Origin of the sequence: Campylobacter showae, assembly GCF_900573985.1 — a bacterium.
GTDB classification, from domain to species: Bacteria; Campylobacterota; Campylobacteria; order Campylobacterales; family Campylobacteraceae; genus Campylobacter_A; species Campylobacter_A showae_E.
The window spans coordinates 407,039-432,204 of sequence record NZ_UWOK01000001.1 but is presented as its reverse complement, the minus strand read 5'-3'; the positions used below and the strand labels follow the sequence as shown (position 1 = coordinate 432,204).

Annotated in this window: 24 protein-coding genes, 1 pseudogene and 1 CRISPR repeat array; of the genes and pseudogenes, 13 read left to right on the top strand and 12 right to left on the bottom strand. The window is 47.2% G+C overall.

The features are described 5' to 3' along the window. Positions 1 to 29: 29 nt before the first annotated feature. The 3 genes from EE116_RS02255 to EE116_RS02240 all read left to right on the top strand — a co-directional run bounded on the left by EE116_RS02255 (position 30) and on the right by EE116_RS02240 (position 2,214). Positions 30 to 971, top strand: a complete 942-nt coding sequence (locus EE116_RS02255; RefSeq protein WP_122873061.1) for a DUF4299 family protein — start codon at positions 30 to 32, stop codon at positions 969 to 971. A gap of 240 nt (positions 972 to 1,211) precedes the next feature. Beyond that, on the top strand, positions 1,212 to 1,613 hold the full coding sequence (locus EE116_RS02245) for a hypothetical protein (protein ID WP_206159229.1): 402 nt from the start codon (positions 1,212 to 1,214) through the stop codon (positions 1,611 to 1,613). 1 nt (position 1,614) lies between these two features. After that, on the top strand, positions 1,615 to 2,214 hold the full coding sequence (locus EE116_RS02240) for a tetratricopeptide repeat protein (RefSeq protein ID WP_122873059.1): 600 nt from the start codon (positions 1,615 to 1,617) through the stop codon (positions 2,212 to 2,214). Positions 2,215 to 2,402: 188 nt separating this feature from the next. On the opposite strand, the gene EE116_RS02235 is transcribed toward EE116_RS02240, so the two are convergent. From EE116_RS02235 to typA, 6 genes are all read right to left on the bottom strand, one after another. Beyond that, entirely contained in the window at positions 2,403 to 3,215 is an 813-nt protein-coding gene (locus EE116_RS02235) for a hypothetical protein (RefSeq protein ID WP_122873058.1), read from the bottom strand. Between the two features lie 104 nt (positions 3,216 to 3,319). Continuing rightward, positions 3,320 to 4,186: a DUF3137 domain-containing protein gene (locus tag EE116_RS02230; protein ID WP_122873057.1), complete on the bottom strand. Its 867-nt coding sequence runs from the start codon at positions 4,184 to 4,186 to the stop codon at positions 3,320 to 3,322. A 245-nt stretch (positions 4,187 to 4,431) separates the two neighbouring features. After that, on the bottom strand, positions 4,432 to 4,986 hold the full coding sequence (locus EE116_RS02220; RefSeq protein ID WP_122873056.1) for a LemA family protein: 555 nt from the start codon (positions 4,984 to 4,986) through the stop codon (positions 4,432 to 4,434). A 346-nt stretch (positions 4,987 to 5,332) separates the two neighbouring features. Further along, positions 5,333 to 5,627: a CRISPR direct-repeat array (repeat unit 30 nt; unit sequence GTTAAAATTTACTCCGTTGGAGTTTGAAAC). 176 nt (positions 5,628 to 5,803) lie between these two features. Continuing rightward, positions 5,804 to 6,070, bottom strand: a complete 267-nt coding sequence (locus tag EE116_RS02215; RefSeq protein WP_122873055.1) for a heavy-metal-associated domain-containing protein — start codon at positions 6,068 to 6,070, stop codon at positions 5,804 to 5,806. Further along, positions 6,067 to 6,327 carry a heavy-metal-associated domain-containing protein gene (locus EE116_RS02210; RefSeq protein WP_122873054.1) on the bottom strand — a complete coding sequence of 87 codons (261 nt, stop codon included), beginning with the start codon at positions 6,325 to 6,327 and terminating at the stop codon, positions 6,067 to 6,069. The genes EE116_RS02215 and EE116_RS02210 overlap by 4 nt, the downstream gene beginning before the upstream one ends. A 231-nt stretch (positions 6,328 to 6,558) precedes the next feature. Next, complete coding sequence (gene typA / locus EE116_RS02205; protein ID WP_122873053.1) at positions 6,559 to 8,367, bottom strand: translational GTPase TypA; 1,809 nt, start codon at positions 8,365 to 8,367, stop codon at positions 6,559 to 6,561. A 118-nt stretch (positions 8,368 to 8,485) separates the two neighbouring features. On the opposite strand from typA, the gene fliK reads away from it, so the two are divergent. The 7 genes from fliK to EE116_RS02170 all read left to right on the top strand — a co-directional run bounded on the left by fliK (position 8,486) and on the right by EE116_RS02170 (position 15,241). Then, positions 8,486 to 9,934, top strand: coding sequence for a flagellar hook-length control protein FliK (fliK, locus tag EE116_RS02200; RefSeq protein ID WP_122873052.1), 1,449 nt, complete (start codon positions 8,486 to 8,488; stop codon positions 9,932 to 9,934). A 47-nt stretch (positions 9,935 to 9,981) separates the two neighbouring features. After that, positions 9,982 to 10,686: a flagellar basal body rod modification protein gene (locus EE116_RS02195; protein WP_122871903.1), complete on the top strand. Its 705-nt coding sequence runs from the start codon at positions 9,982 to 9,984 to the stop codon at positions 10,684 to 10,686. A 4-nt stretch (positions 10,687 to 10,690) separates the two neighbouring features. Further along, entirely contained in the window at positions 10,691 to 12,322 is a 1,632-nt protein-coding gene (locus EE116_RS02190) for a flagellar hook-basal body complex protein (protein WP_122873051.1), read from the top strand. Between the two features lie 149 nt (positions 12,323 to 12,471). Further along, complete coding sequence (locus EE116_RS02185; protein ID WP_122873050.1) at positions 12,472 to 13,494, top strand: ribonucleotide-diphosphate reductase subunit beta; 1,023 nt, start codon at positions 12,472 to 12,474, stop codon at positions 13,492 to 13,494. Next, on the top strand, positions 13,481 to 14,251 hold the full coding sequence (locus tag EE116_RS02180; RefSeq protein WP_122873049.1) for a carbon-nitrogen hydrolase family protein: 771 nt from the start codon (positions 13,481 to 13,483) through the stop codon (positions 14,249 to 14,251). The genes EE116_RS02185 and EE116_RS02180 overlap by 14 nt, the downstream gene beginning before the upstream one ends. After that, positions 14,248 to 14,880 carry a protein-L-isoaspartate(D-aspartate) O-methyltransferase gene (locus tag EE116_RS02175; protein WP_122873048.1) on the top strand — a complete coding sequence of 211 codons (633 nt, stop codon included), beginning with the start codon at positions 14,248 to 14,250 and terminating at the stop codon, positions 14,878 to 14,880. The genes EE116_RS02180 and EE116_RS02175 overlap by 4 nt, the downstream gene beginning before the upstream one ends. 142 nt (positions 14,881 to 15,022) lie before the next feature. Then, complete coding sequence (locus EE116_RS02170) at positions 15,023 to 15,241, top strand: hypothetical protein (RefSeq protein ID WP_002950945.1); 219 nt, start codon at positions 15,023 to 15,025, stop codon at positions 15,239 to 15,241. A gap of 268 nt (positions 15,242 to 15,509) precedes the next feature. On the opposite strand, the gene EE116_RS02165 is transcribed toward EE116_RS02170, so the two are convergent. From EE116_RS02165 to EE116_RS02145, 6 genes and pseudogenes are all read right to left on the bottom strand, one after another. Then, a complete protein-coding gene (locus EE116_RS02165; protein WP_122873047.1) occupies positions 15,510 to 17,507 on the bottom strand; it encodes a TonB-dependent receptor domain-containing protein in 1,998 nt (665 codons plus the stop codon). Positions 17,508 to 17,737: 230 nt separating this feature from the next. After that, positions 17,738 to 17,923, bottom strand: a pseudogene (locus EE116_RS02160) (single-stranded-DNA-specific exonuclease RecJ); the annotation flags it as partial. A 265-nt stretch (positions 17,924 to 18,188) separates the two neighbouring features. After that, positions 18,189 to 18,494, bottom strand: a complete 306-nt coding sequence (locus EE116_RS02155) for a hypothetical protein (RefSeq protein ID WP_122873046.1) — start codon at positions 18,492 to 18,494, stop codon at positions 18,189 to 18,191. 59 nt (positions 18,495 to 18,553) lie between these two features. Beyond that, entirely contained in the window at positions 18,554 to 20,125 is a 1,572-nt protein-coding gene (gene recJ / locus EE116_RS02150) for a single-stranded-DNA-specific exonuclease RecJ (RefSeq protein WP_122873045.1), read from the bottom strand. Then, complete coding sequence (locus tag EE116_RS12385) at positions 20,115 to 20,267, bottom strand: hypothetical protein (protein WP_163028014.1); 153 nt, start codon at positions 20,265 to 20,267, stop codon at positions 20,115 to 20,117. The genes recJ and EE116_RS12385 overlap by 11 nt, the downstream gene beginning before the upstream one ends. Positions 20,268 to 20,503: 236 nt before the next feature. Then, positions 20,504 to 22,168, bottom strand: coding sequence for a CTP synthase (locus EE116_RS02145; RefSeq protein WP_122873044.1), 1,665 nt, complete (start codon positions 22,166 to 22,168; stop codon positions 20,504 to 20,506). Between the two features lie 132 nt (positions 22,169 to 22,300). On the opposite strand from EE116_RS02145, the gene EE116_RS02140 reads away from it, so the two are divergent. The 3 genes from EE116_RS02140 to EE116_RS02130 are packed head-to-tail and all read left to right on the top strand — an operon-like array spanning position 22,301 to position 25,158. Further along, on the top strand, positions 22,301 to 22,516 hold the full coding sequence (locus tag EE116_RS02140; protein WP_122873043.1) for a DUF4492 domain-containing protein: 216 nt from the start codon (positions 22,301 to 22,303) through the stop codon (positions 22,514 to 22,516). A 1-nt stretch (position 22,517) separates the two neighbouring features. Further along, positions 22,518 to 24,047, top strand: a complete 1,530-nt coding sequence (locus EE116_RS02135; RefSeq protein WP_122873042.1) for a cytochrome ubiquinol oxidase subunit I — start codon at positions 22,518 to 22,520, stop codon at positions 24,045 to 24,047. Continuing rightward, positions 24,040 to 25,158, top strand: coding sequence for a cytochrome d ubiquinol oxidase subunit II (locus EE116_RS02130; RefSeq protein ID WP_122873041.1), 1,119 nt, complete (start codon positions 24,040 to 24,042; stop codon positions 25,156 to 25,158). The genes EE116_RS02135 and EE116_RS02130 overlap by 8 nt, the downstream gene beginning before the upstream one ends. The last annotated feature ends 8 nt before the right edge of the window (positions 25,159 to 25,166 follow it).

Below are 25,166 nucleotides of genomic sequence, written 5' to 3'. Positions count from 1 at the left end.
AAGTCAAATTTAACCCCAAAGGATCAAAAATGAGCATCACGTTTTTCGTCAAAAATAAAAAGAAGTTTCTAGTCGGCCTTGTGCCCGTGATGAGCGTAGAGGAGGCGCTGCGACTGGTGCCGAATTTATCGCAGTTTAACGCGGACGAGGATGACGAGGAGTTTGACGCAGAGAGCTTTTATGGCGCGAAGCTCGACGAGCTTGACTGCCTCGTCGCCGGTACGGACGGACTTAGCGGGCGCGGCTTTGAGATCGGCTACGAGGATGGCGCCTACAACGTCCGCATCGGCACGCCAAGCACCCGCACGGACTGGCAAATCGCGCTAGAGTACCTAAAAAACCTAGCCCTAAAAATGGACAGCGAAATAACGAGCGAGGACGGGGAGAAATTTAGCGCGCAAAATATCGAAAGCTTTAACTATGAGCACGACATACGCGCGGGGCTAGAGGCGATAGAGCAAAATTTGCAAAAAGAGGCGCAAATCAGTACTATTTACGGCATAAGAAACGAAGTGTCGTTCGATCAAAAGATCATAGCTCGTATCCTCGGCGCGAAGGATCCCGCGGGCGAATTTAGCAAATTCGTAACCGATATCCAAAACCTGGATGCGTATTTTGCAAATCAGATGTTTTATCGCAGGAACGATAACGGCGAGATCAGCGGAGATTACGTCCTGTCGCAAGATGTCGTTACCGTGCTGCCGTATGAGCCTAGCGTAGAATATAAAAATTTGCAAATGCTAGGCGATGAGAAAGTCGTACACTGGTCGGTCGCGATATTTGGCGGAGAGGGCGATGATGAGGAAAAATACGAAATCCTAGCGACGCTGAAATATGAAAGTTTCATCCAAAATTTGCCAAAAGAAAAGTACAAATTTATCGACGCGAAAAATATCGTCGTAAGCGCGTTTAGCAAAGATGAATTTGACGCGCTCATTGCAAAATGCGGCAAAGAGGGGCTGGCGGACTAAACGGCTTGCTTGGCAATAAATCGCTGCCGCCGTGCGGTAAATTTAACGGCATAGTTAAATTTATGGCCGAATTTGCCCGCCGCCTTACTCCAAAAAGAAGCCAAATTTGACGCAAGATAGATCAAATTCGGCGTCAAATTTAAAGCTCCGCAAGGCTGTAAATTTAACCGCAAGCCAAAAATATTGACTTGCGCCGTACCTTTAGATAAAATCAGGCGCAAAAATCAAAGGAGATCAAAAATGCGAAAAATTTTCCTGCCGCTTTTATGCGCCTTCCTGCTAGGCGGATGCACTACGTACGGCATCGGCCCCTCTAATATATTTCTAGAAAACAAAGAGCTAACTCAGCTAAAAGGCCGCCATATCCTAGATATGGAAAAATACTCCGGCGGCTGGTCGCACATCGAGATAGGTATGCTTTCGAACAAATTTTATATGCAGCACGAACCGCGCGAAGTGCTATCGGTAGAGAGATCGTGCAACTTCTGGGGCTGCAGCGTAGTAGGCGTCAATTACAGCACCTACGGCTTTGTTTACTTTACTACCGACAAAGACGGCTATATCACGGACTACACCGAGGATGGCGACGCGATAAGGAGCGTCAAGCATAAATTTAAAGACCTGCTAGTACTGGAGAACTAAGATGAAAAAGACGGTAATAACATTATGCGCGTTTGCGATCACTGCGGCGTTTGGGCTCTCTAACGAGGATTACGATAAATTTATAGCGTTAGACGATAGCGGAAAATACAAAGAAGCGTTGGCGTTCATTACGCCGCGAGCGGAGGCGGGCGACGCTAGAGCCGTCACGCTCGTAGGCTACCTATACGAGGTGAGGATGTCTAATATCGGCGAAGGCGTAAAATGGTATAAAAAGGCCATGGGACTAAACGATTCGCTCGCCCACTCTAATATGGCGCGGATCTACTACCGCATGACGGACTATAAGCTAGCCGCGCAGACCCTTGAAAAGGCAAGCAAACTAGGCGACACTGGCGCGGACGCAATGTTAGGAAATATGTATCTAAACGGAATACACTTTAAAAAAGACTATAAAAAAGCGCTCGTCTACATCCAAAAAGCCGTTGCCGATGACGATCCGCAAGCTCTAACCGATCTAGCTATATGCTACGAGAACAGCTACGGCGTCGCAAGGGATATGGATAAAGCCATAGAGTTTTACAAGCGCGGAGCGGCGGGCGGTAACGAATACGCCAAAAGGGCGCTAGAGAGGTTGCAGTAGCAGGCTGCGAAACCCTGCCCGAGTTTTGACGATACCGATTTTATCCGTCTGGTAGCGGCGACTCGGGCTAGCCGGGAGAATAAATTTAGACTCGCTTGAGCTCAAATTTTAGTTTTTAGTAAACCGGTCGATACTGGCGATCGGTTTGCCGACTTCGCCTCTACTAAATCACTCAAATTTGAGTAAATTTAAACCCAAACCAAGTCAAATTTAATAGATAAAAAGCCCCGTGTCTTTTGCTTCGCCAACCTTTCCGTTTTCACCCAAGCTGCAATATAGATGAAAAAAGAAGCCACGAGCAAAAAGAAACCAAATACCGCCAAAACACCGCTCGCCCAGAGTAGCTCGCCCGCAAAAAACATGCAAACGTAGACGCGAAAAAGCCCGTTTCTAGTTAGTCTCGCAAGCTCGAAAAAGACCCTCCCCCACACGAACGCGACATAGCCAAGCAGCAGTAGCGCGATGACGGCCACTAGTTTAGCGAGCGGATGAGCAGCGTCCGCCATATAGGACGCCAGCGTCGCCGTGACGTGAGCGATGAACATCACGATCATCGCCTTGCCGTAGTTTACGTGCAGATCCTCGCTATGAGCGAGCCTGGCGACTCCGCCTAGCGCAGCATAGGTTAGCAGTGCAGCCGATATGACGGCTAGATTGTCCGCGATCCGTAGCGCTAGTCCCGAGTAGCTCGCGATAAAGTACGCATAGATCTTGATCACGGCCGGCACGATACCCGATGCGATGCCTAGCGTCCTAGCCAGCTCAAACGCCGCACTCTCTTTTAACGCAGCCTTCGTCTCCTCGCTTCTGCTATCCTTTACCGCGCGCTTTTCGCCCTCGTCTGCGATCACAAATAGATCTCTCGCAAACGCCCCGTCAGGACGAAACGCCGCTCGCTCGCCGCCGCTAGGTCGCCCCGAGCGCACGTCCTCGAAGCTAAATTTATAGTACTTCCCGTCATCGCCGATTATCGTAGTTTCGTTTATCGCTACGCCCTTCACCAACTCTCCTTTTTGCGTTTTTGCCGCCCTGTTTTAGATTAGCCCGCTTGTTTGCATTTTTGGGGTGCGGGTTATGCCGCACGTCAAATTTGACGCCAAAGTCCCTAATCCAGCCAAATTTTACGGTTTAGCCGCAGCTCCTCGACGATACGCAAAAAGCCGCCGATCTCGTCTTTATAAAATCTATTCGCACCCTTGCCCACGAGCGGACGGCGCAGATCAGGCTCGAAGTTATCGCGCCCCGTGCGGATCGCCATGCAGATTTTATCGCCTATTAGTACGATATTTATCGGGCGGTGAAATCTCGTTTTTAGCAGTTTTAAATTTTCCATCAGGCTAGGCGTGAGCGCATATCTAGCCTCGATCTGATCGGTCGTATAGACGCGAAATAGCCGCTCAAACTCAGCATCATCCATCCTCGCGCGCTTGCCGCCGTAGTCCTTAAAATCATCCACCCCGCTGCAAATTTGCGTGACGCCCTTTAGCCGTTTAGGAAAATCGGCGACAAACAAAATCCCCGCAAAAAGCACTCTATGCGTCTTGTTTCCGCGCAAATCCTCTTTGATGCTTAGCGCCTCTACGTCGCTAAATTTGACCCGCACTCCCTCTATCTGACCGAAAATCAGGTCGTTGCCAGAGTATTTGTCGATGTCAAAATCATAAATCATATAAAGATAATCGCTCTCTACGCACTCGCCCGGATAATACGTGAGACCGCACTCCTCCACGATACCTCTCACGACTTTTCGCTTAAATTTAAAGGTAAAACTATCGGTAAAAATGCTCTCGAAAAAATAGTACATCGCAGCCCCGCAGACCACAAACGCACACGCGCTAAGAGCGGCGTTTTGCGCGGCTAGATACAGCAACCAAGCCACCGTGGCGGCGACGAAGACGCAGGTGAGCTTTAGCCTAAAAAGCGAACGCAAAACCTTTTGCCGCTCAAGCTCTAGCAAAACCAGATCGTCCATTTTTGCTCCTGTTTTAATCTAACGCCGTTTTTGCAAATTTGGCTATTTTGCGGGCTTTCGTCTTTAAATTTGCGTTTTAAATCGCTTAATTTTAAGCTCTTTTTTGCGGGCGGCGACGCTCAAATTTGGATCAAATTTGCCGCTTTTGCTTTTAAATTTAACAAGCTGACAAAGCCCGCTTGTATTTTAGGAGCGCAGTTAAAGCGCTCAAATTTAACGTCAAATTTGACGAAGCGAGCGCAAATTTAGCGGTTAAAAAGCTCGTGCACATCGTGCGGATCGTCTTGACCCTTAGGCACCTCGAAAAACGCCGCCTTATGAAACCTCGCCCAGCTAGCGACGATGTTTGACGGAAACATCTCCACGGCGTTGTTATAGTCGGTCACTGCGGCGTTGTAGGCGCGGCGCGCGGCGGAGATCTGCTCCTCGATCTCGTTTAGCGTCTTTTGCAGGTGCATGACGTTTTCGTTGGCTTTGAGCTCGGGGTAGTTCTCGACGACGACGTTGAGCTTTGAGATGAGGTTTGACAGCTCGCCGTTTAGCGCAAATCTCTGCTCGTCGCCCGCGGCCTTTTGGACGCCGCTTCTAAGCGCGGAGATGTTTTCCAGCAGCTCGCGCTCGTGCGTGATGTACTGCTTGACGGTGGCGACGAGGTTTGGGATGAGGTCAAAGCGCCTTTTTAGCTGCGTATCGACGCCGGATCTGATGTTTGAGACTTGGTTGCGCTTGCCCACTAGCGAGTTGTAGACCGAGATAACGATGAGCGCGAGAACGGCAATGATGCCTAGGACGATGTACATTTTTGCTCCTTTTTTGAGTGGGATTATAGCTAAACGGGGCTAAAATTCGTAAATTTGAGCTTGATTTTCGGCTTTTGGATGGCTGTTTGGTTGCCCGCTACTGCGCGGAATTTTGATCGTTTGCGCAGCTTGTTTGCGTATTTTGGTTGCGCTAAGATTTAAAGGCTTTAGCTTGACGGCGGATGTTTTTACTGCTACTGCGGATGAAGATCAAATTTGACTTCGGATGTAAATTTTCAAGCGGATTAAAATTGCTGCCAAATTTGATCTCGCACCAAATTTGGTATGCTTTCAATAAAGTAAATACGAAAATAATAAATTTAAAAACACGTAGTTAGATTTTAGCATTAAAATTTACTCCGCTGGAGTTTGAAACCCGTTTTCTAACCAAAATTCTACCTGCGGCTCTAAAGTTAAAATTTACTCCGTTGGAGTTTGAAACAAACACTACTTGATCTTCTCTATCCTAAACACCTGATCGTTAAAATTTACTCCGTTGGAGTTTGAAACACGTCCGAAGCGCAAAATGGGAGTATATCGATTTTGGTTAAAATTTACTCCGTTGGAGTTTGAAACGAAATAATAGTTTTTCTCTTTCCTCATCTGTAAAAGTTAAAATTTACTCCGTTGGAGTTTGAAACTAGCACAAGATGCCAAAAATGTCAAAAAGTGTAATGTTAAATTTTACCCCATTGCAGCAAAACAATGTTTCAAAGGGCGTAGAATATAAAATTCGCAGATAAATTTCACGTTTTCAAAAAGCCGTATCCGAAGCCAAAATCATCGTAAATTTAACCTCGTATACGACCGATGAACGCTATTTGGCAGATTTTAAAATCGCCTGATAGCCTTGTTTTTTGAGCACTTCTACGACTGTATTTTCCGCAAAGTCGTCCTGGACGACGATGTCGGCCGTTTTAGCTTCCAAATTTACCTCAAATTTCTTCACGCCGTTAAGCGTATTTAACGTCTGCGTGATGACCTCGTAGCAGCTCACGCAGGACATATTGGGGATCTCGTAAACCAGAGTCTTGTCTGCAAATGCCGCCGCGCAAAGCGCCAGCGCTAGAGCTAGCTTTTTCATTCTTTGATACCGACTTTGTATTTTTTGGCTTGGATCGCGTTCACGACGTCCATCACGTTTACGCTGCTATCTGCGGTGATGTTTACGTCTTTGCTTTTTAGATCAAAGCTCACTCCGGTGACGCCCTTGACGCCCTTTGCGGCATCTTCGATTTTCTTAGCGCAGCCGCTGCAGTTCATATTCGGCACGTTTAGTTCGTAGGTTTGCTCTGCAAAAACAGCGCCGCAAATCGCCGCCAAAAGTAAAATTTTCTTCATCATCGCTCCTTAAAAATAATATTTGATGTGAAATTGTATCACTATATTTCTTATATATTTATTATTTTTATTTATATTAAAATGTAATATAATTTACTTTTTCCTTATATTTAAAGCTAAAATTTGACGGTAAAATTAAGCAGATTTAAAGCGAGTGAAAAATGTGAGAGAGTATCTAGGAGCAAAATTTAGCCCGCAAAAAGCGCAAATTTGCAGGCTAAATTTATAAAACTATTCTTTGGTTTTTGCCATTCTGCGGCGCATAGTAGGATCTAGATAGCGTTTGCGCACGCGTATATTCGTCGGCGTAACTTCGACCAACTCATCCTCCTCGATCCACTCCAGAGCGCGCTCTAGGCTGAGCTTTCTAGGCGGCACGAGCTTGATAGCGTCGTCAGAGCCGCTAGCGCGTACGTTGGTTAGGTTTTTGCCTTTGATTGGGTTTACGTCCAGATCGTTTGGACGGCTGTGCTCGCCGATGATCATGCCCACGTAGGTTTTGGTTTGCGGATCGACGAAAAGGACGCCGCGATCTTGTAGATTCCAGAGGCTATACGCCAGCGTTACGCCGTTTTCCATCGAGACCAGAGCGCCGTTGCTGCGGTGCTCGACGCTACCGATGAGCGGACGGAACTCGAGGAAGCTGTGGTTCATGATGCCCTCACCTTTCGTATCGGTCAAAAACTGGCTTCTAAAGCCGATAAGACCGCGCGCAGGGATCTCAAACTCGATCCTCGTCTGCCCGTCGCCGGTCGGGTGCATCGAGACCATCTCGGCCTTTCTGCGTCCGAGTTTTTCGATCACGGTGCCGCTAAACTCGTCCGGCACGTCGCACACTAGCAGCTCAAACGGCTCGCAGCGCACGCCTTCGATCTCTTTTACGATAACCTCCGGACGTCCCAGACAAAACTCAAAGCCCTCGCGGCGCATATTTTCGGCCAAAATCGTGATTTGTAGCTCGCCGCGCCCGCTAACCTTAAATTTGCCCTCGCCGATGTTTTCGTAGCGCATCGCGATGTTTGTTTTCATCTCGCCCGATAAGCGCTCGTCGATCTTGTTTGAGGTTACGTGTTTGCCCTCGGTGCCGGCTAGCGGACCGTCGTTTACGCTAAATACGACGCTAAGCGTAGGCTCCTCGATCTTTAACGGATCAAGCGGTATCGGAGAGTTTGGATCTACGACGCTATCGCCGACGTCCAGCGCCTCAAAGCCCGCTATCGCCACGATATCGCCTACCTGCGCCTCATCGATGTCGCGGCGCTCAAGACCAAGAAAGCCGATGAGTTTTGAAATCCTACCCGTCGTTTTCGTGCCGTCGGCTTTAGCGAGCATCACGTTTTGGTTTTTAGAAATTTTACCGTTGAATATACGCGCGATGCCGATTTTACCGACGTAGTTGTCGTAATCAAGCGTGAAAACCTGAAGCTGCAAAGGGTTGTTTATATCGCCGCTAGGAGCCGGAACGTGAGACAAAATCGTCTCGAAAAGCGGCTGCATATTTACGTTTTCGTCGGCCAAATTTAGCTTCGCGTAGCCGTTTCTAGCCGCTGCGTAAACGACGGGAAACTCTAGCTGCTCGTCGTTTGCCTCAAGCGCTACGAAAAGGTCGAAAATCTCGTTTATCACGCGATCCGGATCGGCTGCGGGTTTGTCGATTTTATTTACGACGACGATCGGGCGAAGGCCGAGCGAGAGCGCCTTTTTCACGACGAATTTAGTCTGCGGCATTACGCCTTCTTGCGCGTCTACGAGCAGCAAAACGCCGTCTACCATCTTTAGCACGCGCTCTACCTCGCCGCCAAAATCGGCGTGGCCCGGGGTGTCGATGATGTTGATCTTGGTGTCTTTGTAGCGGATCGCTGTGTTTTTCGAGAGGATCGTGATGCCGCGCTCGCGCTCGATGTCGTTGCTGTCCATCACGCGTTCGCCGACGGCTTGGTGCTCGTTAAAAGTACCAGATTGTTTCAAAAGCTCGTCAACCATCGTAGTTTTGCCGTGATCGACGTGAGCGATGACGGCGATGTTTCGTATCTTTTCCAAAATTTTTCTCCGTTATTAAAATAGGGCTGATTTTAGCCAAATTTTCCTTATAAAAATAATAAAGCTACTTTGGAACGTTTCTTGCATAGTTTATGAAAGTTAAATTTAAAGGGTTTTTATGCAAACTACTCAAAACGATATTTTATCATTTGACGCGAGCATCAAAGGCGGCGTGAAAAAACAGAGTAAAAGCTCGCAAAAAGGCGGTAAAGAAGACAGCGCATTTCTCTCTATGGTGCTAGACGCGGCCGCGAAAAAGGGAGAAAATTTAAGCGAAAAAGACCTAAAAGAGATGGCAAAAGCCGTAAATTTATCCACTCAAACGACTCAAAATCAGCAAACCAAAGCGCCTATCCAAAGCACGGACGTAAAAGAAATTTTAGGCGAGGAAGCGGCGGAAAATTTGTTTGAAAACGCGACTTTTATGCAGCTTTTGCAAATTTTGGAGATGCTTAGCGGCGGCGAGAAAATCAGCAAATTTCCAAATTTTGAAAACCGCCTAGCCAAAGCGCTCTCAAGCGAAACGACGCTAAACGAGCTAAGGGGAGCCAAAAATCTAAACGAGCTAATAGAGATCGCAAATAAGCTAAATTTAGGCCTAGAAAATATCGAAGTAACGCAAGCCCAGGCGGACGAACTGGGCGAGAAATTTCCAAATTTGGCGAAAAAAGATTTCTTTGAACCGGTGGCGCCTAAGAAAAATTTCGCTTTTAGCGAGCTAAAAAACAAGGTCGAAGAGGCCATAAACGCAAACGAGCCCGAGCCAAAAGATACGCTAAACAAGCTACTAGCCGCCGTGCAAGAAGAGCAAAATAAGACCCAGCCAAAAGACGCCAATGCAAAAGCACAAGACGCACAAAATTTGGCTCAAAACTCTAAAATCATAAAAGAAGCGGTAAAAAATGAGGGTGAGAAAGAAGCAAATTTAAAAGACGAAAAGCCAAACCCCAAAGCCGAAGGCGAGCTAAATTTAACCGCCGAAAAAATCGAAAAATCGGGGCTCGGCCAAGACTCTAAAAAGATAAATTTGCAAAATTTGCTATTTCCGGAGCGAGAGAGCGCCGAGGAGCAAGTTTTAACCGAACCGCAAAGCGGCGATAACGAAAACAGCGAGCTAAACGCGATGGTAAAAGACGTCATCTCAAACGCCAAGGCGCAAAGCAGAAATTTCCAGGCCGTGCGCGAGACGTTTGATAACTTTAGCTCAAATTTGAAAGAGCAAGTCGCGGCATACAAATCGCCTTTCATGCGCTTCAACATCACGCTAAATCCGCTAAATTTGGGCGAAGTCGAGATCACGATGGTAAATCGCGGCAACAATCTGCACATAAATTTTAGCTCCAACACGCAGACGATGAACCTCTTTTTACAAAATCAGGCCGAGTTTAAAAACAGCCTCGTAAATATGGGCTTTACCGAGCTTGAGATGAACTTTAGCGATCAAAATCAGCCTAAAAAAGAGCAAGGGCAAAAGAGCTACAAAGGCTCCAAATTTAGCTCCGACGACGCAGAGCAAAGCGAACCGACTACGCCTCGTTTAGAGCTCGTCGTTCCGCGCTACGTGTAAATTTGGAATCAAATTTGCTTGAGATATAAAAATTTAAAGGATAAAAGATGTCAAACGGACTAGAAACCAATAACTTTACGGTAAACAACCAAGCCGCCAAAAAATCGGCGGACGCCCTACAAAAGGCCGCAGGCACCAATCCAAACGCCCAGCTAGATAAGGACGCTTTTATGAAACTTCTTTTAACCGAGCTTCAGTATCAAGACCCAACAAGCCCGATGGACACGGAAAAAATGCTAACTCAAACCAGTCAGCTAGCTTCGCTTGAAATGCAAGAAAACACGAACAAAATGATGCAAAAGCTAGCCGACCAACTAAAAAATAGCACAAATATGTACGCTGTCGGAGTACTCGGCAAGATGGCTAAAATCGGCGATAGCGGTATCGTAAAAGAAGAGGGCTCGGGCGTCAAATTTGCGGGATTTTTAGAAAGCGCGGCAAAAGGCGGCACGATAAATATCAAAGACGGCACCGGCAAACTCGTAAGAAAGCTGGAGTTTGGCGAAGCAAAAGCTGGCGCAAATACATTCGAGTGGGACGGCAAGGATAGCGCGGGCAACGACGCAAAAGCAGGCACCTACTCGGTAGAGATAAACTATGTCGATCACGCTGGCGGCGCCAAAACCGGCGGCGTAGGCAACTATCTCGTAGAAGGGGTTAAATTTATCGACGGCGTCGCACAGGTAAAGGTCGGCGGACAATACGTCAGCATCGACAAAGTCAAAGAATTTACCGAGCCGTCAAAAGGATAAATCCATGGTAAGAAGCCTATATAACGGCGTTAGCGGAGTCAGAACGCAGGGATTTAGCATGGACGTGTGGGCGAACAACATCGCCAACATAAACAACGTCGGCTTTACCGCTTCGATACCGGAATTTAAAAGTATTTTTTATCAGACATCCTTTGCCGCGGGCAATAACCCGACCCAAGATCAAGTCGGCCTGGGCGCTACGGGTATGACGACGGCGCTTAGCTTTTATAAGCAAGGCCCGTTTATGAAAACGGATAACGTCCTAGATATGGCGATAGGCGGCAAGGGGTTTTTCGGAGTAACGAACGGCTCTGGCACATACTATACGCGTGCCGGAAGCTTTGGCGTCGATAAAGAAAGATATCTCGTAACAAATCAAGGCAACTACGTACTAGGAACGCAAAATACGCTAACGCAAGTAACTCCAAGCCAGGGCGCGATAGAGGCTTTCGGTAGAGTAAACAGCACCGCCGCAGTCACGCAGGCATACACTTTAGGATCAGACACCACAGACCTTGACGTCGGCGACATCGGCTCCCAGGGCAAAATTCGCTTGCCTGAGTTTTTGTATCTACCGACCAAACCGACTTCAAAGGTGACCTTTAAAGGAAATCTCGACTCGTCTTTTAAAACCGAGCCAACCACTTTGCCAGTCGATAACGCTACATATAATAGCAGCATAAATAACCCCTCTAGAACTATAAATTTACGAGGACGAGTCACGGCTGACGATACGATAACTCGCCCTAGAAAAGGCGATATGGTTACCGTAACGGCAACCGACGCAAACGGTAAAACGGCTGAATTTAGCGCTCCGATCGACGAAAACGGCAACTGGAGCATAAGTCAAAAATTTGAAAGAGATTTTGATCTAACGACCGCGCCGAATTTGACTGCAAAAATAAACACTACTAAAGAAGCGGCAAATCAAGAAAAATTCGTAACCGAGCTTTTAAATGCGGACGGCACGAAAAATAAACTCGAGCTAACGCTAACAAAACGCGTACCTCAGAGCGCTAACGGTACGGTTTGGGACGCGGCGGCGACCGTAAAAGACGCAAGCGGCGCAGTGGTCTCAAATACTAACGGCGAGCTAAATTTTGATCACGAGGGCAGGCTTGTTAGCTCTACTTTAAGCGCTCTAGATAATAACGGCTCGCAAATCGAGTTAGACTTCGGCACTCCCGTGGCTGCGGGTCAAATTTACTCAGGCGTCACTAGCACGTCTCAAGCAAAAAGCATCTCGATCGCGCAAGACGGCGTACGAGAAGGTATTTTAAAGGATTATTACACCAACGATTCTGGAAATATCTTGGCGCAGTTTACAAACGGCCAAGTCCGCTCCGTCGGCAAAGTCGCTCTCTATCACTTCCAAAACGAGCAAGGTCTTGCAAAAATGGGTGATAATATCTATTCGCAAAGTGCGAATTCCGGTGCGGCCTTTTTCTATAAAGACGCAGGCGGCAAAAGTATCTACGGCGCCAAACTAGCTAGCAGCACGCTAGAACAGTCAAACGTCGATCTAGCGCAGGCTTTAACGGAGGTCATCGTCACGCAAAAAGCCTACGACGCTAACGCCAAGAGCATAACAACCAGCAACGAAATGCTCCAGCGCGCAATCGAGCTAAAACGCTAAATTTAACCCGTGAATTTGACGCGGGTTTTTTAATTTTAGCTGCAACCGTAAAGCCAAATTTAACGCGATAAAATAGTCTACTTCAAGATATCTAAATAATTTTTTAGCTAAAATCAGCCCCGAAAATTTACCGAATAAAGAAAAAAATTATGAACCGAAAAAGAATCTACAATCCAAGCTCAAACGAAAATTTGACCGATCGCCGCGTTTTTAACGGCAATCCGCACGGCATTTTAAATTTCACCAAGGCAAAATATCAATGGGCGCTCAAGCTCTGGGACCTAATGGAAGCCAACACGTGGTTTCCAAAAGAGGTCGACACGTCGGGCGACGTACGCGACTACGCCTACAACCTCACGCAGGCTGAAAAACGCATGTACGACTTAGTCTGGAGTCAGCTCATCTCGATGGATAGCTTCCAAACCAACAACCTAGCCGACAACATCAACCCATACATCACCGCGCCCGAAATCAACGCCTGTCTAGCACGCCAAGCCTACGAAGAGGCCAATCACTCCAAGTCCTACGCCGTCATGGTCGAGGCCATCTGCGACAACACCGACCTGATCTACGAGATGGAGAAGCACGACGAGGTTTTGCGCGAGAAAAACGACTATATCTCAAGCGTTTACGAGGAGCTTGCAGGCGAAGTCACGGACGAAAAGCTACTGCTAGCCATGGTTGCAAATCAAATTTTAGAGGGTATTTATTTTTATAGCGGTTTTACGGCGATCTATGCGCTGGCGCGTGCGGGCAAGATGCTAGGCAGCGCGCAGATGATCCGCTTTATCCAGCGCGACGAGATCACGCATCTACTGCTATTTCAAAACATGATAAACAGCGTCCGCACCGAGCGTCCCGATCTTTTCACGCCTGAGACGGAAGCTAAAATTTACGACATGTTCGAGCGCGCGGGCGAGCTTGAGATCAAATGGGGCAAATACATCACGCAAAACCAGATCATGGGCTTTACCGACGACATCATCGAGCAATACATCCGCTACCTCATCGATCAGCGCCTAGTCGCCATCGGCCTAAAGCGCCGCTACAACGTCCCTCACCCGATCAAATGGGTCGATGATTTTGCTAAATTTAACGACCAAAAGTCAAATTTCTTTGAAGCAAAGGTGACAAACTATAGCAAGGGAAGCATCAGTTTTGACGACTTTTAGTCCAAATTTATGTCCTATCGTCCTAACTGCGCCGACCTGCCAGCAAAGACAAGACGAACTGCTAGAAAAAATCGCCGCCGCGCCCAGAAACTCCATCATCTTAGCCAGCGAGCTATGCGTGAGCGGATATGATTTCGACGGATTTTTTAGCGGCGCAAACCGCGCGATACTGGGCGGTTCGATCGGCAGCTTTGACGCTATACTTTTTGAAGCCCTACAAGAAGCGCTCAGTCCTGATAAATTTCTCGGGCTCACACACCTAACGAGCCTAAACCGCGCCAAAGGTCTAGCGCAAATTTCAATCACGCAGGCGCAAAAAAACGAAATTTACAACGAATTTATCCTGCTAAACAGCCAAAACGTCTTTTACACGCAAAATAAATCAAAGCTTTTTCGCCCAAATTTAGAGCACGAAATTTTTGCCGCAGGAGACGAGTCGGCGGTAAAGCCGTTTGATTTTAAAGGGCTAAAAATTGGCGTTCTCATTTGCTTTGAGCTAAGATTTGCTCATCTTTGGCAGCAACTAAAAGGTTGCGACGTCATCCTAGTGCCCGCCATGTGGGGCAAGGCGCGAGAGGACGCATATCTTACGCTTTGCAAGGCCTTAGCGCTTGCTAACAGCTGCTACGTCGTAGCCTCAAGTTCGCTTGATTTAGAGTTTTCGGGCGTATTTTTGCCAGGCGGAGAATTTGCGCAAGAGGCCAAATTTGATCCAAATTTGATCCTTGAAACCAAACGAAATTTGGGGATTTTATGACCGCTCTTGAAAAATCAAAATGCACAAACATGGCCGATGAGATCGGCGATATACTCACTCTGACACCCTCGCTTTATAGGGCGCTTTGCGACACTCCGCGTGAGATATTTGCGCCCGTCACGCGCCACGCGTACAGCCTAGACGCCCAGCCAATCGGCGGCAATCAATGGATCAGCTCGCCACTAACGGTCGCCAAAATGACGCTAGCGCTCGAAGCCGAAGATATCGACAACGCCCTAGAGATTGGCTGCGGTAGCGGCTATCAGGCAGCTATTTTGTCGCATTTGGCGCACAGGGTTTTTAGCGTCGAACGCATAGAAAAGCTCGCAAACGAAGCCAAAAAACGCTTTGAGGCGCTTAAAATCCACAACGTTCACGTGCGATTTGATGACGGAAACGTCGGCTGGAAGAGCTATGCGCCATACGACAGGATCTTGCTTTCAGCGGCTGCACAGCAGGTGCCTCAAACGCTTTTTAACCAGCTAAAAAACGGCGGCATTTTGGTAGCTCCTATCAAAAATGACGGCAAACAGTTTATCGTCAAATTTACAAAGGACGCTCGCGGCGAGATAACGCAAAAAGCGCTTGATGAGTGCTTATTCGTGCCGCTTTTGGGTGGGATAGAGTAGCGCAGGTCGTCAAATTTGACGCCGTTATTTTATGAGTGCGGCTTTAAATTTGACTACGCAAACCCGCTCGCCGCGAAATTTTGCCATACGTTAAACCTAAAACTGTATAATCATCATACAAATTCTTAGCAAAGGAGCTAAAATGGCAACAGATCGCGAGTTGGTTAATTTCTCAGAGGAGCACGAGCTAAACACGGTGCTAGCAAGACACGGCAAGGCTCAAAGCATCGCAAACCGCGAGGTGCTTTGCGAGCTCGGCAAAGAGTGCAAGGAAAAACTAGGCAAAAGAGTGCTAACGCAAGATGAATTTGACGAGTTTTTAAAACCTGTTTTAAATCGCTTGGAGAATAAAAGAGCTTAAATTTCGGGGGACTTTCCCCGAAATTTCTATCCAAATTTCCCGCTTTTCCAAATACTTCTACTATTCTCTCGTTTTCAAATTTACATTCTCAAAATTTAACTTCAAATTTGATCGCCAAGCGTCAAAAACGCACGCAAATTTACAAACCCAAAAACGGGCAAGAGCCATAAAAGCCAGGCACGTTAAATTTGACGTTAGTATAAATTCGGAGCGGCTTAAAAAACAAAGCATAAAGCCAAAACCGCGCCGAATTTAACCGAGCTACGCCTTAAAAATGCACCTTAAATTTCGCCCAAAAGCTTCTGCCCGGCTCATAAAGCCTCGTGCCGTTCGGGATAGTCTCGTAGCCTGCGATACCGCCGCCGTAGCCGCCTTTTGAGTTATGATAGGCGTATTTGGCGTCGTTTAGGTTTTCCGCCGCTAGCAAAAATTGATAATTTTTGTATTTATAGCCCGCGCTTAGCCCCAGCGTCCAAAAGCTATCGCTCTTGCCCAGGTCCATGCCGCCCACGTCGCCGTAGCCTTTTTGCGCGCGGTTTTGCGACGCATTAGCGTAGAAGTCGGCTTTGACGAACCAGTCTGGCTTTTCTAAACCGGCGCTTAGTTTAAACGCTAGAGGCGAAACCTTAGGTAGCGCGTCGCCGTCTTTTAAGCCGCCCGCGTTTTTAGTCACCTTGCCGTAGACGTAGGATACTCCCGCCCCCAGCCTAAACATATCGGCTAGTAGCGTAGTGCCCTCTATCTCGCCGCCGTATAGCAGAGCGTCGGTATTAAAGGCGTCTGAGGACATGCCCATAGTATTATATTTTAGCATGATATAATCATCCATCTTTGAGACGAAGAAATTCGCACTTAGTTCGTAATTTTGATCTTTTAGCACTGCGCCAAAATCCAGCTGAGTATTTCTTTCTTTACGTAGCTCTAAGTTCGCGTCCTTGTTCGTTTCCCAGTGATCGGGCATCCTTTGCGCGTGCCCTAACCCCGCATAAAGCGTTAAATTTTGCAGATATTTTTCGTATCTAAAAAAACCTGAGAATAAATTTTCTTTCCTGCTCTTATGCGTTTTTAACAGTTTTCTCTCGCCCGCGTCCAGCCTAAGTCCGCCAAAAAGCCCGTAGTCGTTTTCAAGGACGTATTCGTTTTGAGTGTATATCGTTTTATACGTTACCTTGCGCTCTTTTACGTGCGGCTTTGATACGGCGGCATCCATTTCGGCTTTAGATACGCCGGCTCCGCCCGTTCCGGCACCCCGCCATTTAAAGGAGTCTTGCGAATAGCCCGCGCCGATGAAGCTGGTTAGATTATCGAAATTTAACTCGCCTTCTAGCTTAAAGCCGTACATATCGCGTATCGGGTGACTGATGCTATATCCCTTGCCGCGCCCCGTGCCAGGCACCACCGGACGCATGGTGAAGTTGTCCATTATGTGATCGATTTGATGATAGTACGAGCTTAGCCTGATCTTGTGCTCGCCGACGTCTTGTTCAAATTTGAGTCCGAAAGATTTACGGTCAAACTGTATGCCGTCCCTCATCCTGTCGGCATACGCCGCTTCGCCCTCGCCCAGATCCGCGCTTAGCTGCAAGGCGGTAGTTTCCGTGGGCGTTAGCGTACCCACGAGCGAGACGCTGTTGCGTTTATAGTGCGTATGCATTTTCTGCCCGCCGCCGCTTTTATAATCGCCGCTCTCGTAGTGTCCGCCGGAAACCTCTATACTGCCCAGCTCGTTACCCGCCGCTACGTCCGCGGTAGTTTCAAACCGCTTAAAACTGCCGCCCAGCACGCTTACGTTTCCTCCGAAGCTCGGTTTTGACAGCCTTGCTATCTCTCTATCGAAAAATATACCACCGCTAATGAGCGCACCGTATCTGATGTCTTGCGGGCCTTTTACGATACGAACCGAGCTGTAGTTTTGCGCCGAGATGTAGGTGATGGGCGTATCCATACGCATGCCGCAGCCGCCGTTTAGCGTGCTACCGTCGATCAGCACCGGCAGCCTAGCCGCCGTCTGCGAACGATAATAAACCTCGCTGCCGCCTCCGCCCTTACGCTCCATCGTAAAGCCGTTCAAATTTGAAAGCGATTTGGCGATGTCGCTGTTTTCCAGTATCGCGCCCTTGCCGACTATTTGGGCATTAGTCGGCTCGTCGAGGGCTGATTTTTGCATTTTTGACGAGACGGTAACGGGACTCAAGCTTACCGCTTCCTCGGCGCTAAGCATCAAATTTGACACCATGGCCAGCGCCAAAACGTAAGAAATTTTCATTTTCGCTCCTGCAAAATTAATATTAAATATTGAAATTGAAGCAAAAATAAACTTAAATAAAGAACGAATATTTATGTAATATTAATTATTTTGTGTGAAATTTAGCTCAAACTGTGCTATTTAGGCAGTTTGCGTTAAGTGTGTAGAAAAGTAACTTTAACGGATTAAAATTATAAATTTAGGTAATCTCGGTTTCATCAAATTTGAGCTCAACAAAACCGAGATTAAATTTACAAAATCTCTTTTACCAGTAATTGCGGCGTGACGAGTCCGCGAAACGAGTTTTTAGATACCGAAAAAACGAGGTCGATACTCTCGCCTGCATGCGGCTCGCGAGTGAAGTTAAAAAACAGCGCCTCGAGGCATTTGCCGTCTTTTTGCAGGATGAGTTTTAGGTGATTTTGCTCCCTGCCGATGCTGTCCGTGATAACGATTGCGTGTTTAAATTGCGGCATTTTGCTTTTAAATTCGATATAAAACTAGAACCGAGTCGCATCTTAAATAAGACGGCAAATATCAAAAATAAATTTTCACAAGACTCTAAAATTGACTCATAGATTTTAAAATTTCGTGTTTTATCCGCGAGAAATTGCCGTTTTGCGATGGGATTTGAAAATTTATCGTATGATTTTGTCGAATTTAAGCGCAAATTTTAAATATTAATATTAAATTTAAATTTATTTAGTGCGTTCTTCTTGAGAAAAATCTTTTATGACGAGAATGTTTGTATACTTCTCTACAGTTCACCTTTTTCATTGCCTCTCTTATCGCGTCCGGCGTACCTTCTCTGAGCGCCTCCAGCATGACTTCGGGCGGCTGTTCTTCACAGACTATCTTTTTCTCGTTACGAGTAAACGTGCTAATGATATAGAAGATTACGGCGACGATAGCGATAAACGTATAAAATAAAATATCATAGGTTATTAACTGGCTAAAAATAGTTTTCTTTTTGCTAGATTTATCTTTTATTTGTTTAGATTTAGCCATAAAATTACCGCCGAAAAATCTCTAAATTTAATCCAAAATCCAGGTAAAACCAGCCGAATTCACGATATCTCTTTTACCAGTAGTTGCGGCGTAACCAGTCCGCGAAACGAGTTTTTCGATACCGAAAAAACGAGGTCAATGCTCTCGCCCGCATGCGGCTCGCGAGTAAAGTTAAAAAACAGCGCCTCGAGGCATTTGCCGTCTTTTTGCAGGATGAGTTTTAGGTGATTTTGTTCCCTTCCGATTAGTTTTTTGTTTTTGACGACGGCGGATTTGATCTCAAAGAGCGGACGCGGATTTTTCTGTCCGTATGGCTCGAAATGCTCCAAAATTTCAAGCAGCTCAAAGTCCACTTCGCCGGCTTCTATCTCGCCTAACGGCTCGTCAAACGCGCTAAATTCGTGCAAATCCATCAGCATACACGAGCTATTTATCGCGTTTTTAAACGCTTCTAAATTTGCCGGATCTATCACGATGCCCGCAGCCCCCTTATGCCCGCCGTAGCCTGCAAGTAAATTTTCGTGGCTAGCGATGAGCGAGAGGATGTCTAGCTTGCCCACGCTTCTAGCGCTGCCTTTGGCGCGGTTTTCATCGATACTAAAGACGATGGCGGGCTTTTTAAACTGCTTAGCCAGGCGCGATGCGACGATGCCGATGACGCCCTCGTGCCAGCCCCTGCCCCACGTCACGATGATATGCTCATCCTCGCGCACGTCCTTTAGCGAGCACTCAAAAAGCGTACGCTCCTCCTCCTTGCGCGAGTTGTTGAAGCTCACGATGGTGTCGAGACACTCGCAGGCACGGTCTATGTTTTTGGCGCGCAAAAACTCAAAAGACACGCTCGCATCGTCCATACGGCCAGAAGAGTTTATTAGCGGCGCGATGAGAAAGCTGATGTCGTCGCACTCAAATTTATCCTTGCCGTAAAGCTGCTTTATCGCCGTAAATGCGGGCCTGCGCGAGCTGTTTAGGCGGTTTACGCCAAGCTTAACCAGGATGCGGTTTAGGTCGCGAAGCTCCATCATATCGGCTATTATCGCGATGGCGAGGAGATCGAGAAATTTACCCATATCGTAGTTGATGCGGCACACGTCTTTTAGTGCGCCCACTAGATACCACGCGACCTGAGCGCCGCAGATTTCGACGTTTGGAAAGTGGCAATCCTTTTGCTTCGGGTTTATGATCGCATAGGCCTCGGGCAGGACGTCGGGCGGCATGTGATGATCGGTGATGATGAGATCGATGCCTTTTTGCTTGCAAATTTGAGCCGCGTCGTTTGCCGAGATGCCGTTATCTACGGTCACGATGAGCCCTGCGTCCGCGATCTCCTCGACGATTTGCGGATTTAGCCCATAGCCGTCGCTAAAGCGATTTGGGATACGCACGAAATACTCGCTAACGCCCAAATCATCGAAAAACTCGGCCATTATGACGCTGGCGATCACGCCGTCCACGTCGTAGTCGCCGACGACGACTATCTTTTCGTTTTGTTCGATCGCGCGTTTTATGCGCTCGGCACCTTTAAATACGTCCTTTAATGCATCAGGCGTAGGAATTTCTGAAAGTTTTTTGTGAATGTCCTTTTCAAATCTTTGGTTCAGTAATTCCTTTATCTTTTCCTTATTTAACATCGTTTTGACGGGCTTTCGCGTAAGCCTCGCCGTCAAATTTCGCCGCCTTGCCACCGTTTTTGCCTAAATTTTCGCTCGCCTCGGGGGTCAAATTTACCCCTATCGCGCCGCAAAAAAGGCTAAATTTTGGTTCAAATTTCATCTTTTTCCTTCTTTTTTATTTTCTAATGCGCAAATTATAGCTTTTTGAAATTTAATTTCTTATAATTGTAAATAAAGCGGCTATTTTACGGCTTGGATACGGATTTAAAAGCTTTGCAGAATTGATACTCTTTACAAATTTAACGTTTTTAAAAAGGTGAATGCGAGCGTAAAATTTTAAATTTAATGGAAGTAAATTTATGAAGGAAATTTAGAGCCGAGCGGCTCTAAATTTGATTATTTCGATTTTTCTAGGCTAGCTTTGATAAAACCCAAAACTACGGGATTTGGATTCGTTAGACGGCTGGTAAATTCCGGATGAAACTGCACGCCGACAAACCACGGATGCGAGTTTTTAGCGCCCGCCGCAGGCGAGCTAAGCTCGACGGCCTCGATCAGCCCGTCGCTCTCGCCGCTAACTATCAAGCCGTTTGCTTCAAATTCGGCTCTGTATTTCGGATTTGCCTCGTAGCGGTGGCGGTGGCGTTCTTTGACGCATTTGGCGCCGCCGTAAATTTGACTCAGCAACGAGCCGGGCTTCACGTCGCAAGCATACGCCCCAAGCCTCATCGTGCCGCCGACCGGGCTTTGGTGCGTGCGGATCTGCGTCTGGCCGTGCGCGTCGATGAAACTATCGATAAGATAGATGATAGGATTTACGCACTCGGGCTTAAATTCGACCGAATTTGCATCCTCGAGCTTTAGCACGTTGCGGGCAAACTCGATGAGCGCTAGCTGCATACCTAGGCAGATGCCAAGATACGGCACGCCGTTTTCGCGGGCGTATTTTATCGCCTCGATCTTGCCGCTCACGCCGCGCTCGCCAAAACCTCCGGCGACAAGCACGCCGCCCACGTCTTTTAGTAGCTCCTCGACGTTTGAAGGCTCGATTTTCTCACTATCTATCCACTTTAAATTTACCCTCGCGTCAAGGCTCGCGCCCGCGTGAATTATACTCTCGGTCAGGCTCTTGTAGCTCTCTTTTAGATCGACGTATTTACCCACAAATGCTATCGTGGTTTCTTTCGTCGGCGCGATGATGCGCTTAACTAGGCTGTCCCAGTTGCGCATATCAAGCTTTAGTTCGCCCAAATTTAAAATTTCGGCGATCGGGGTTAAGACGTCTTGATTATAAAACGCGAGCGGCACCTGATAGATGCTAGCCGAGTCGATACTCTCGATGACGCAGTTGCGCTCTACGCCGCAGCTGGCGGCTATTTTATCCTTTAGCTCGCGGTTTAGCGGCTGCTCGGCGCGGCAGATGATCATATCTGGGCTAATGCCGATACGGCGTAGCTCGCCGACGCTGTGCTGAGTCGGTTTAGTTTTTAGCTCGCCTGCAACCTTGATAAAGGGCACGAGAGTTAGGTGAATATTCATCGCGCGTTTGCGGCCGACCTCTATGCGAAGGGCGCGGATAGCCTCTAAAAACGGCAAGCCCTCGATGTCGCCTACGGTGCCGCCGATCTCTACGATCAGTATGTCGCGACCCTCGCCCGCCTTTTTGATACGGTCAACGATCTCGCCCACGATGTGCGGGATAACCTGGATAGTTTTGCCCAGATAGTCGCCTCTGCGCTCTTTTTCGATGACGGAGCTATAAACGCGGCCGGTCGTGAAGTTGTTATCTTGGCTTAGACTCTCGTCTAAAAATCTCTCGTAGTGTCCTAGATCCAGATCCGTCTCCGCACCGTCGTCGGTAACGAAAACCTCGCCGTGCTCGAGCGGACTCATGGTGCCAGGATCTACGTTGATGTAGGGATCTGCTTTTAGCATGCTTACTTTTAAGCCCGTGTTTTTAAGAAGCGTGGCGATAGAAGCCGCCGCGATGCCCTTACCTAGCGAGCTTAGCACGCCGCCGGTTATAAAAATATACTTTGTTTCGTTTGAATTTTTTTGCATATCGCGCCTTTTAAATTTTTAGCGAGATTATACCTTATTTAAAATTTATAAACGCTTGAGGGTGTAAATAATTTTATAAAATCAAAACTTTAAAATTATATTTTAAGTTAAATTTCTGTAGTATGTTAAATTATGATTAAAAAATATATTAAAAACATCTCGTCTTTGTATATAGACGGCTTTAGGAGCATGAAGCTCGGAAAGAGCCTGTGGCTCGTGATAGCTATCAAGCTACTTATAATGTTCGGGATTTTAAAAGTATTTATCTTTGATGAAAGTTTAAATTCAAAATTTGAGAGCGACGAGGCCAAAGCGAACTTCGTCATTTCAAATTTGACAAAGGAATAAAATGTCTGAAATCGCTTCGGTCGATTGGTCTAGAGCGCAGTTTGCGCTCACCGCCATATACCACTTTTTGTTTGTTCCGCTCACGCTGGGACTTAGTTTTATCATCGCCATTATGGAGAGTATCTACGTCAAAACCGGTAACGAGCAGTGGCTAAAAATCACCAAATTTTGGCTCAAACTCTTCGGTATAAACTTCGCTATCGGCGTAGCTACCGGTATCATAATGGAATTTGAGTTCGGCACCAACTGGGCAAACTACAGCTGGTTTGTTGGCGACATCTTCGGCGCGCCGCTAGCTATCGAGGGCTTGCTCGCGTTCTTTATGGAGGCGACGTTCTTTGCCGTTATGTTTTTCGGCTGGGATAAGGTTAGCAAGAAATTTCACCTCATCTCGACCTGGCTCGTGGCTATCGGCTCAAATTTGAGCGCGCTTTGGATCCTCATCGCAAACGGCTGGATGCAGTATCCAATTGGTATGAAATTTAACCCGGCAACCGCTAGAATGGAAATGGAAAATTTCTTTGAAGTAGCGCTTAGCCCGGTAGGTATCATCAAATTTTTACACACCGTTACTAGCGGCTACGTTGCTAGCGCGCTTTTCGTGATAGGAATTTCAGCGTGGTTTATCCTAAAAGGACGCCACCTAATCATGGCTAAAAAATCAATCATCGTAGCGGCAAGCTTCGGCCTCGTTACGTCGCTGTTTTTGATGTTTAGCGGCGACGAGAGCGCATATCAAGTCGCACGTACTCAGCCGATGAAACTAGCCGCGATGGAAGGCCTTTATAAAGGCGAAACAAATGCCGGCCTAGTCGCGATGGGCGTGCTAGATCCGTCTAAAAAAGTAGGCGACGACAAAGATCCGTTTTTATTCGAGATAAAATTTCCTTACGCGCTCGGAGTTATGGCTACGAGAGGGTTTAACAACTTTACTCCCGGCATCGACGACCTAGTGCACGGCAATGAAACTCACGGCATAGAAGGCGTCGCAAGTAAGATGGCCAAAGGCTCGTTAGCCGTTAGCGCGCTAACAACCTATAACGCCGCTAAAAAATCAGGCGATAAAGCCGCGATGGAACAAGCCGAGCAAACTCTAGCTCAAAATATGAAATTTCTAGGCTACGGTTATCTTGAAAAGCCTGCCGACGCCGTGCCGCCTGTGGGCTTAACGTTTTATAGCTTCCACGTGATGGTTGCGCTTGGCACTTACTTTTTAGCGCTATTTTTCGTCGTGCTTTATCTTTGCATGGCGAACAATATCGAAAATTTCAAAAAGCTACTCTGGCTTTGCGTATTTAGTATCCCGCTAGGACTAGTGGCGATCGAGACGGGCTGGATAGTAGCCGAAGTAGGGCGCCAGCCGTGGGTCGTACAAGATCTCATGACGGTGGGCGTGGGAGCGACGAATTTAGCCGATACCAACGTCAAAATTTCGTTCTGGCTATTTGCCGTTTTATTTACGGCGCTTTTGATAGCCGAGATAAAAATCATGCTAAAACAGATAAAAATAGGATTTGAAAACCATGCTTAGTTTAGAATTTTTACAAATTTACTGGTGGTGCGTAGTTAGCTTGCTAGGCGGTTTGCTAGTGTTTATGATGTTCGTTCAGGGAGGGCAGACGCTGCTTTTTGGGCTTTGCAAAAACGAGCTTCAAAAGGACATGGTGATAAATTCTATCGGGCGCAAATGGGAGCTTACTTTTACCACGCTCGTAATGTTCGGCGGTGCGTGTTTTGCGGCGTTTCCGCTATTTTACGCCACAAGCTTCGGCGGCGCGTACTGGGTATGGCTGGCGATTTTGTTTTGCTTTATCCTCCAAGCCGTGAGCTACGAATACCGCAAAAAACCAGACAACTTCCTAGGTCAAAAAACCTATGAAATTTTCCTTTTCATCAACGGCTCTTTAGGCGTTATACTGATCGGTATGGCGGTTAGCACGTTTTTTTCGGGTAGCGACTTTTTACTAAACGAGCACAACTTCGTGCAGTGGCAAACGCCGTTTCGAGGACTTGAAGCGCTAGGCAACATCATGCTCTATCCGCTAGGCATCGCGGTATTTTTTCTCTCTCGCGTGGGCGGAGCGCTCTACCTCATCAACAACATCGACGATGCGGAGATAAGAGCCAATGCCAGAAAAGCGGCGCTAAAAAATACTATTTTGTTTTTGCCGTTCTTTTTAATCTTCATCGCTTGGATATTTACCAAAGCCGGTTTTGCCTACGACGAGAGCGGCGTAGTAAGCCTAGTGGGCTTTAAATACGCTCTAAATTTACTCCAGATGCCGCTTGTGGCTGCGATGATAGTTATAGGCGTCGGACTCGTGCTTTTTGGTATATTTAAAGGCGCGTTTACGACAAGCATCTACGGCGTAGTGCCTTACGGCGTGGGCGTAGTGCTAACGGTTACGGGACTATTTTTGATATCAGGCCTTGCGGACACGGCGTTTTATCCGTCGTTTTCAAATTTACAAAGCTCGCTCACGATCAAAAACGCAAGCTCTAGCCACTACACGCTAAACGTCATGGCCTACGTGAGCCTGCTAGTGCCGTTTGTTTTGGGCTATATTTTCGTCGTTTGGCGCGCGATGGATAGCAAAAAGATCACGGCCAATGAGATCAAGCACGATCATCACGCATATTAAGGATAAAA

Coding starts and splice junctions, on each gene's coding strand:
- EE116_RS02255 (WP_122873061.1), top strand. CDS start 30: ATGAGCATCACGTTTTTCGTCAAAAATAAAAAGAAGTTTCTAGTCGGC.
- EE116_RS02245 (WP_206159229.1), top strand. CDS start 1,212: ATGCGAAAAATTTTCCTGCCGCTTTTATGCGCCTTCCTGCTAGGCGGA.
- EE116_RS02240 (WP_122873059.1), top strand. CDS start 1,615: ATGAAAAAGACGGTAATAACATTATGCGCGTTTGCGATCACTGCGGCG.
- EE116_RS02230 (WP_122873057.1), bottom strand. CDS start 4,186: ATGGACGATCTGGTTTTGCTAGAGCTTGAGCGGCAAAAGGTTTTGCGT.
- EE116_RS02220 (WP_122873056.1), bottom strand. CDS start 4,986: ATGTACATCGTCCTAGGCATCATTGCCGTTCTCGCGCTCATCGTTATC.
- EE116_RS02215 (WP_122873055.1), bottom strand. CDS start 6,070: ATGAAAAAGCTAGCTCTAGCGCTGGCGCTTTGCGCGGCGGCATTTGCA.
- EE116_RS02210 (WP_122873054.1), bottom strand. CDS start 6,327: ATGAAGAAAATTTTACTTTTGGCGGCGATTTGCGGCGCTGTTTTTGCA.
- fliK (WP_122873052.1), top strand. CDS start 8,486: ATGCAAACTACTCAAAACGATATTTTATCATTTGACGCGAGCATCAAA.
- EE116_RS02195 (WP_122871903.1), top strand. CDS start 9,982: ATGTCAAACGGACTAGAAACCAATAACTTTACGGTAAACAACCAAGCC.
- EE116_RS02190 (WP_122873051.1), top strand. CDS start 10,691: ATGGTAAGAAGCCTATATAACGGCGTTAGCGGAGTCAGAACGCAGGGA.
- EE116_RS02185 (WP_122873050.1), top strand. CDS start 12,472: ATGAACCGAAAAAGAATCTACAATCCAAGCTCAAACGAAAATTTGACC.
- EE116_RS02175 (WP_122873048.1), top strand. CDS start 14,248: ATGACCGCTCTTGAAAAATCAAAATGCACAAACATGGCCGATGAGATC.
- EE116_RS02170 (WP_002950945.1), top strand. CDS start 15,023: ATGGCAACAGATCGCGAGTTGGTTAATTTCTCAGAGGAGCACGAGCTA.
- EE116_RS02165 (WP_122873047.1), bottom strand. CDS start 17,507: ATGAAAATTTCTTACGTTTTGGCGCTGGCCATGGTGTCAAATTTGATG.
- EE116_RS02155 (WP_122873046.1), bottom strand. CDS start 18,494: ATGGCTAAATCTAAACAAATAAAAGATAAATCTAGCAAAAAGAAAACT.
- recJ (WP_122873045.1), bottom strand. CDS start 20,125: ATGTTAAATAAGGAAAAGATAAAGGAATTACTGAACCAAAGATTTGAA.
- EE116_RS12385 (WP_163028014.1), bottom strand. CDS start 20,267: ATGAAATTTGAACCAAAATTTAGCCTTTTTTGCGGCGCGATAGGGGTA.
- EE116_RS02145 (WP_122873044.1), bottom strand. CDS start 22,168: ATGCAAAAAAATTCAAACGAAACAAAGTATATTTTTATAACCGGCGGC.
- EE116_RS02140 (WP_122873043.1), top strand. CDS start 22,301: ATGATTAAAAAATATATTAAAAACATCTCGTCTTTGTATATAGACGGC.
- EE116_RS02135 (WP_122873042.1), top strand. CDS start 22,518: ATGTCTGAAATCGCTTCGGTCGATTGGTCTAGAGCGCAGTTTGCGCTC.
- EE116_RS02130 (WP_122873041.1), top strand. CDS start 24,040: ATGCTTAGTTTAGAATTTTTACAAATTTACTGGTGGTGCGTAGTTAGC.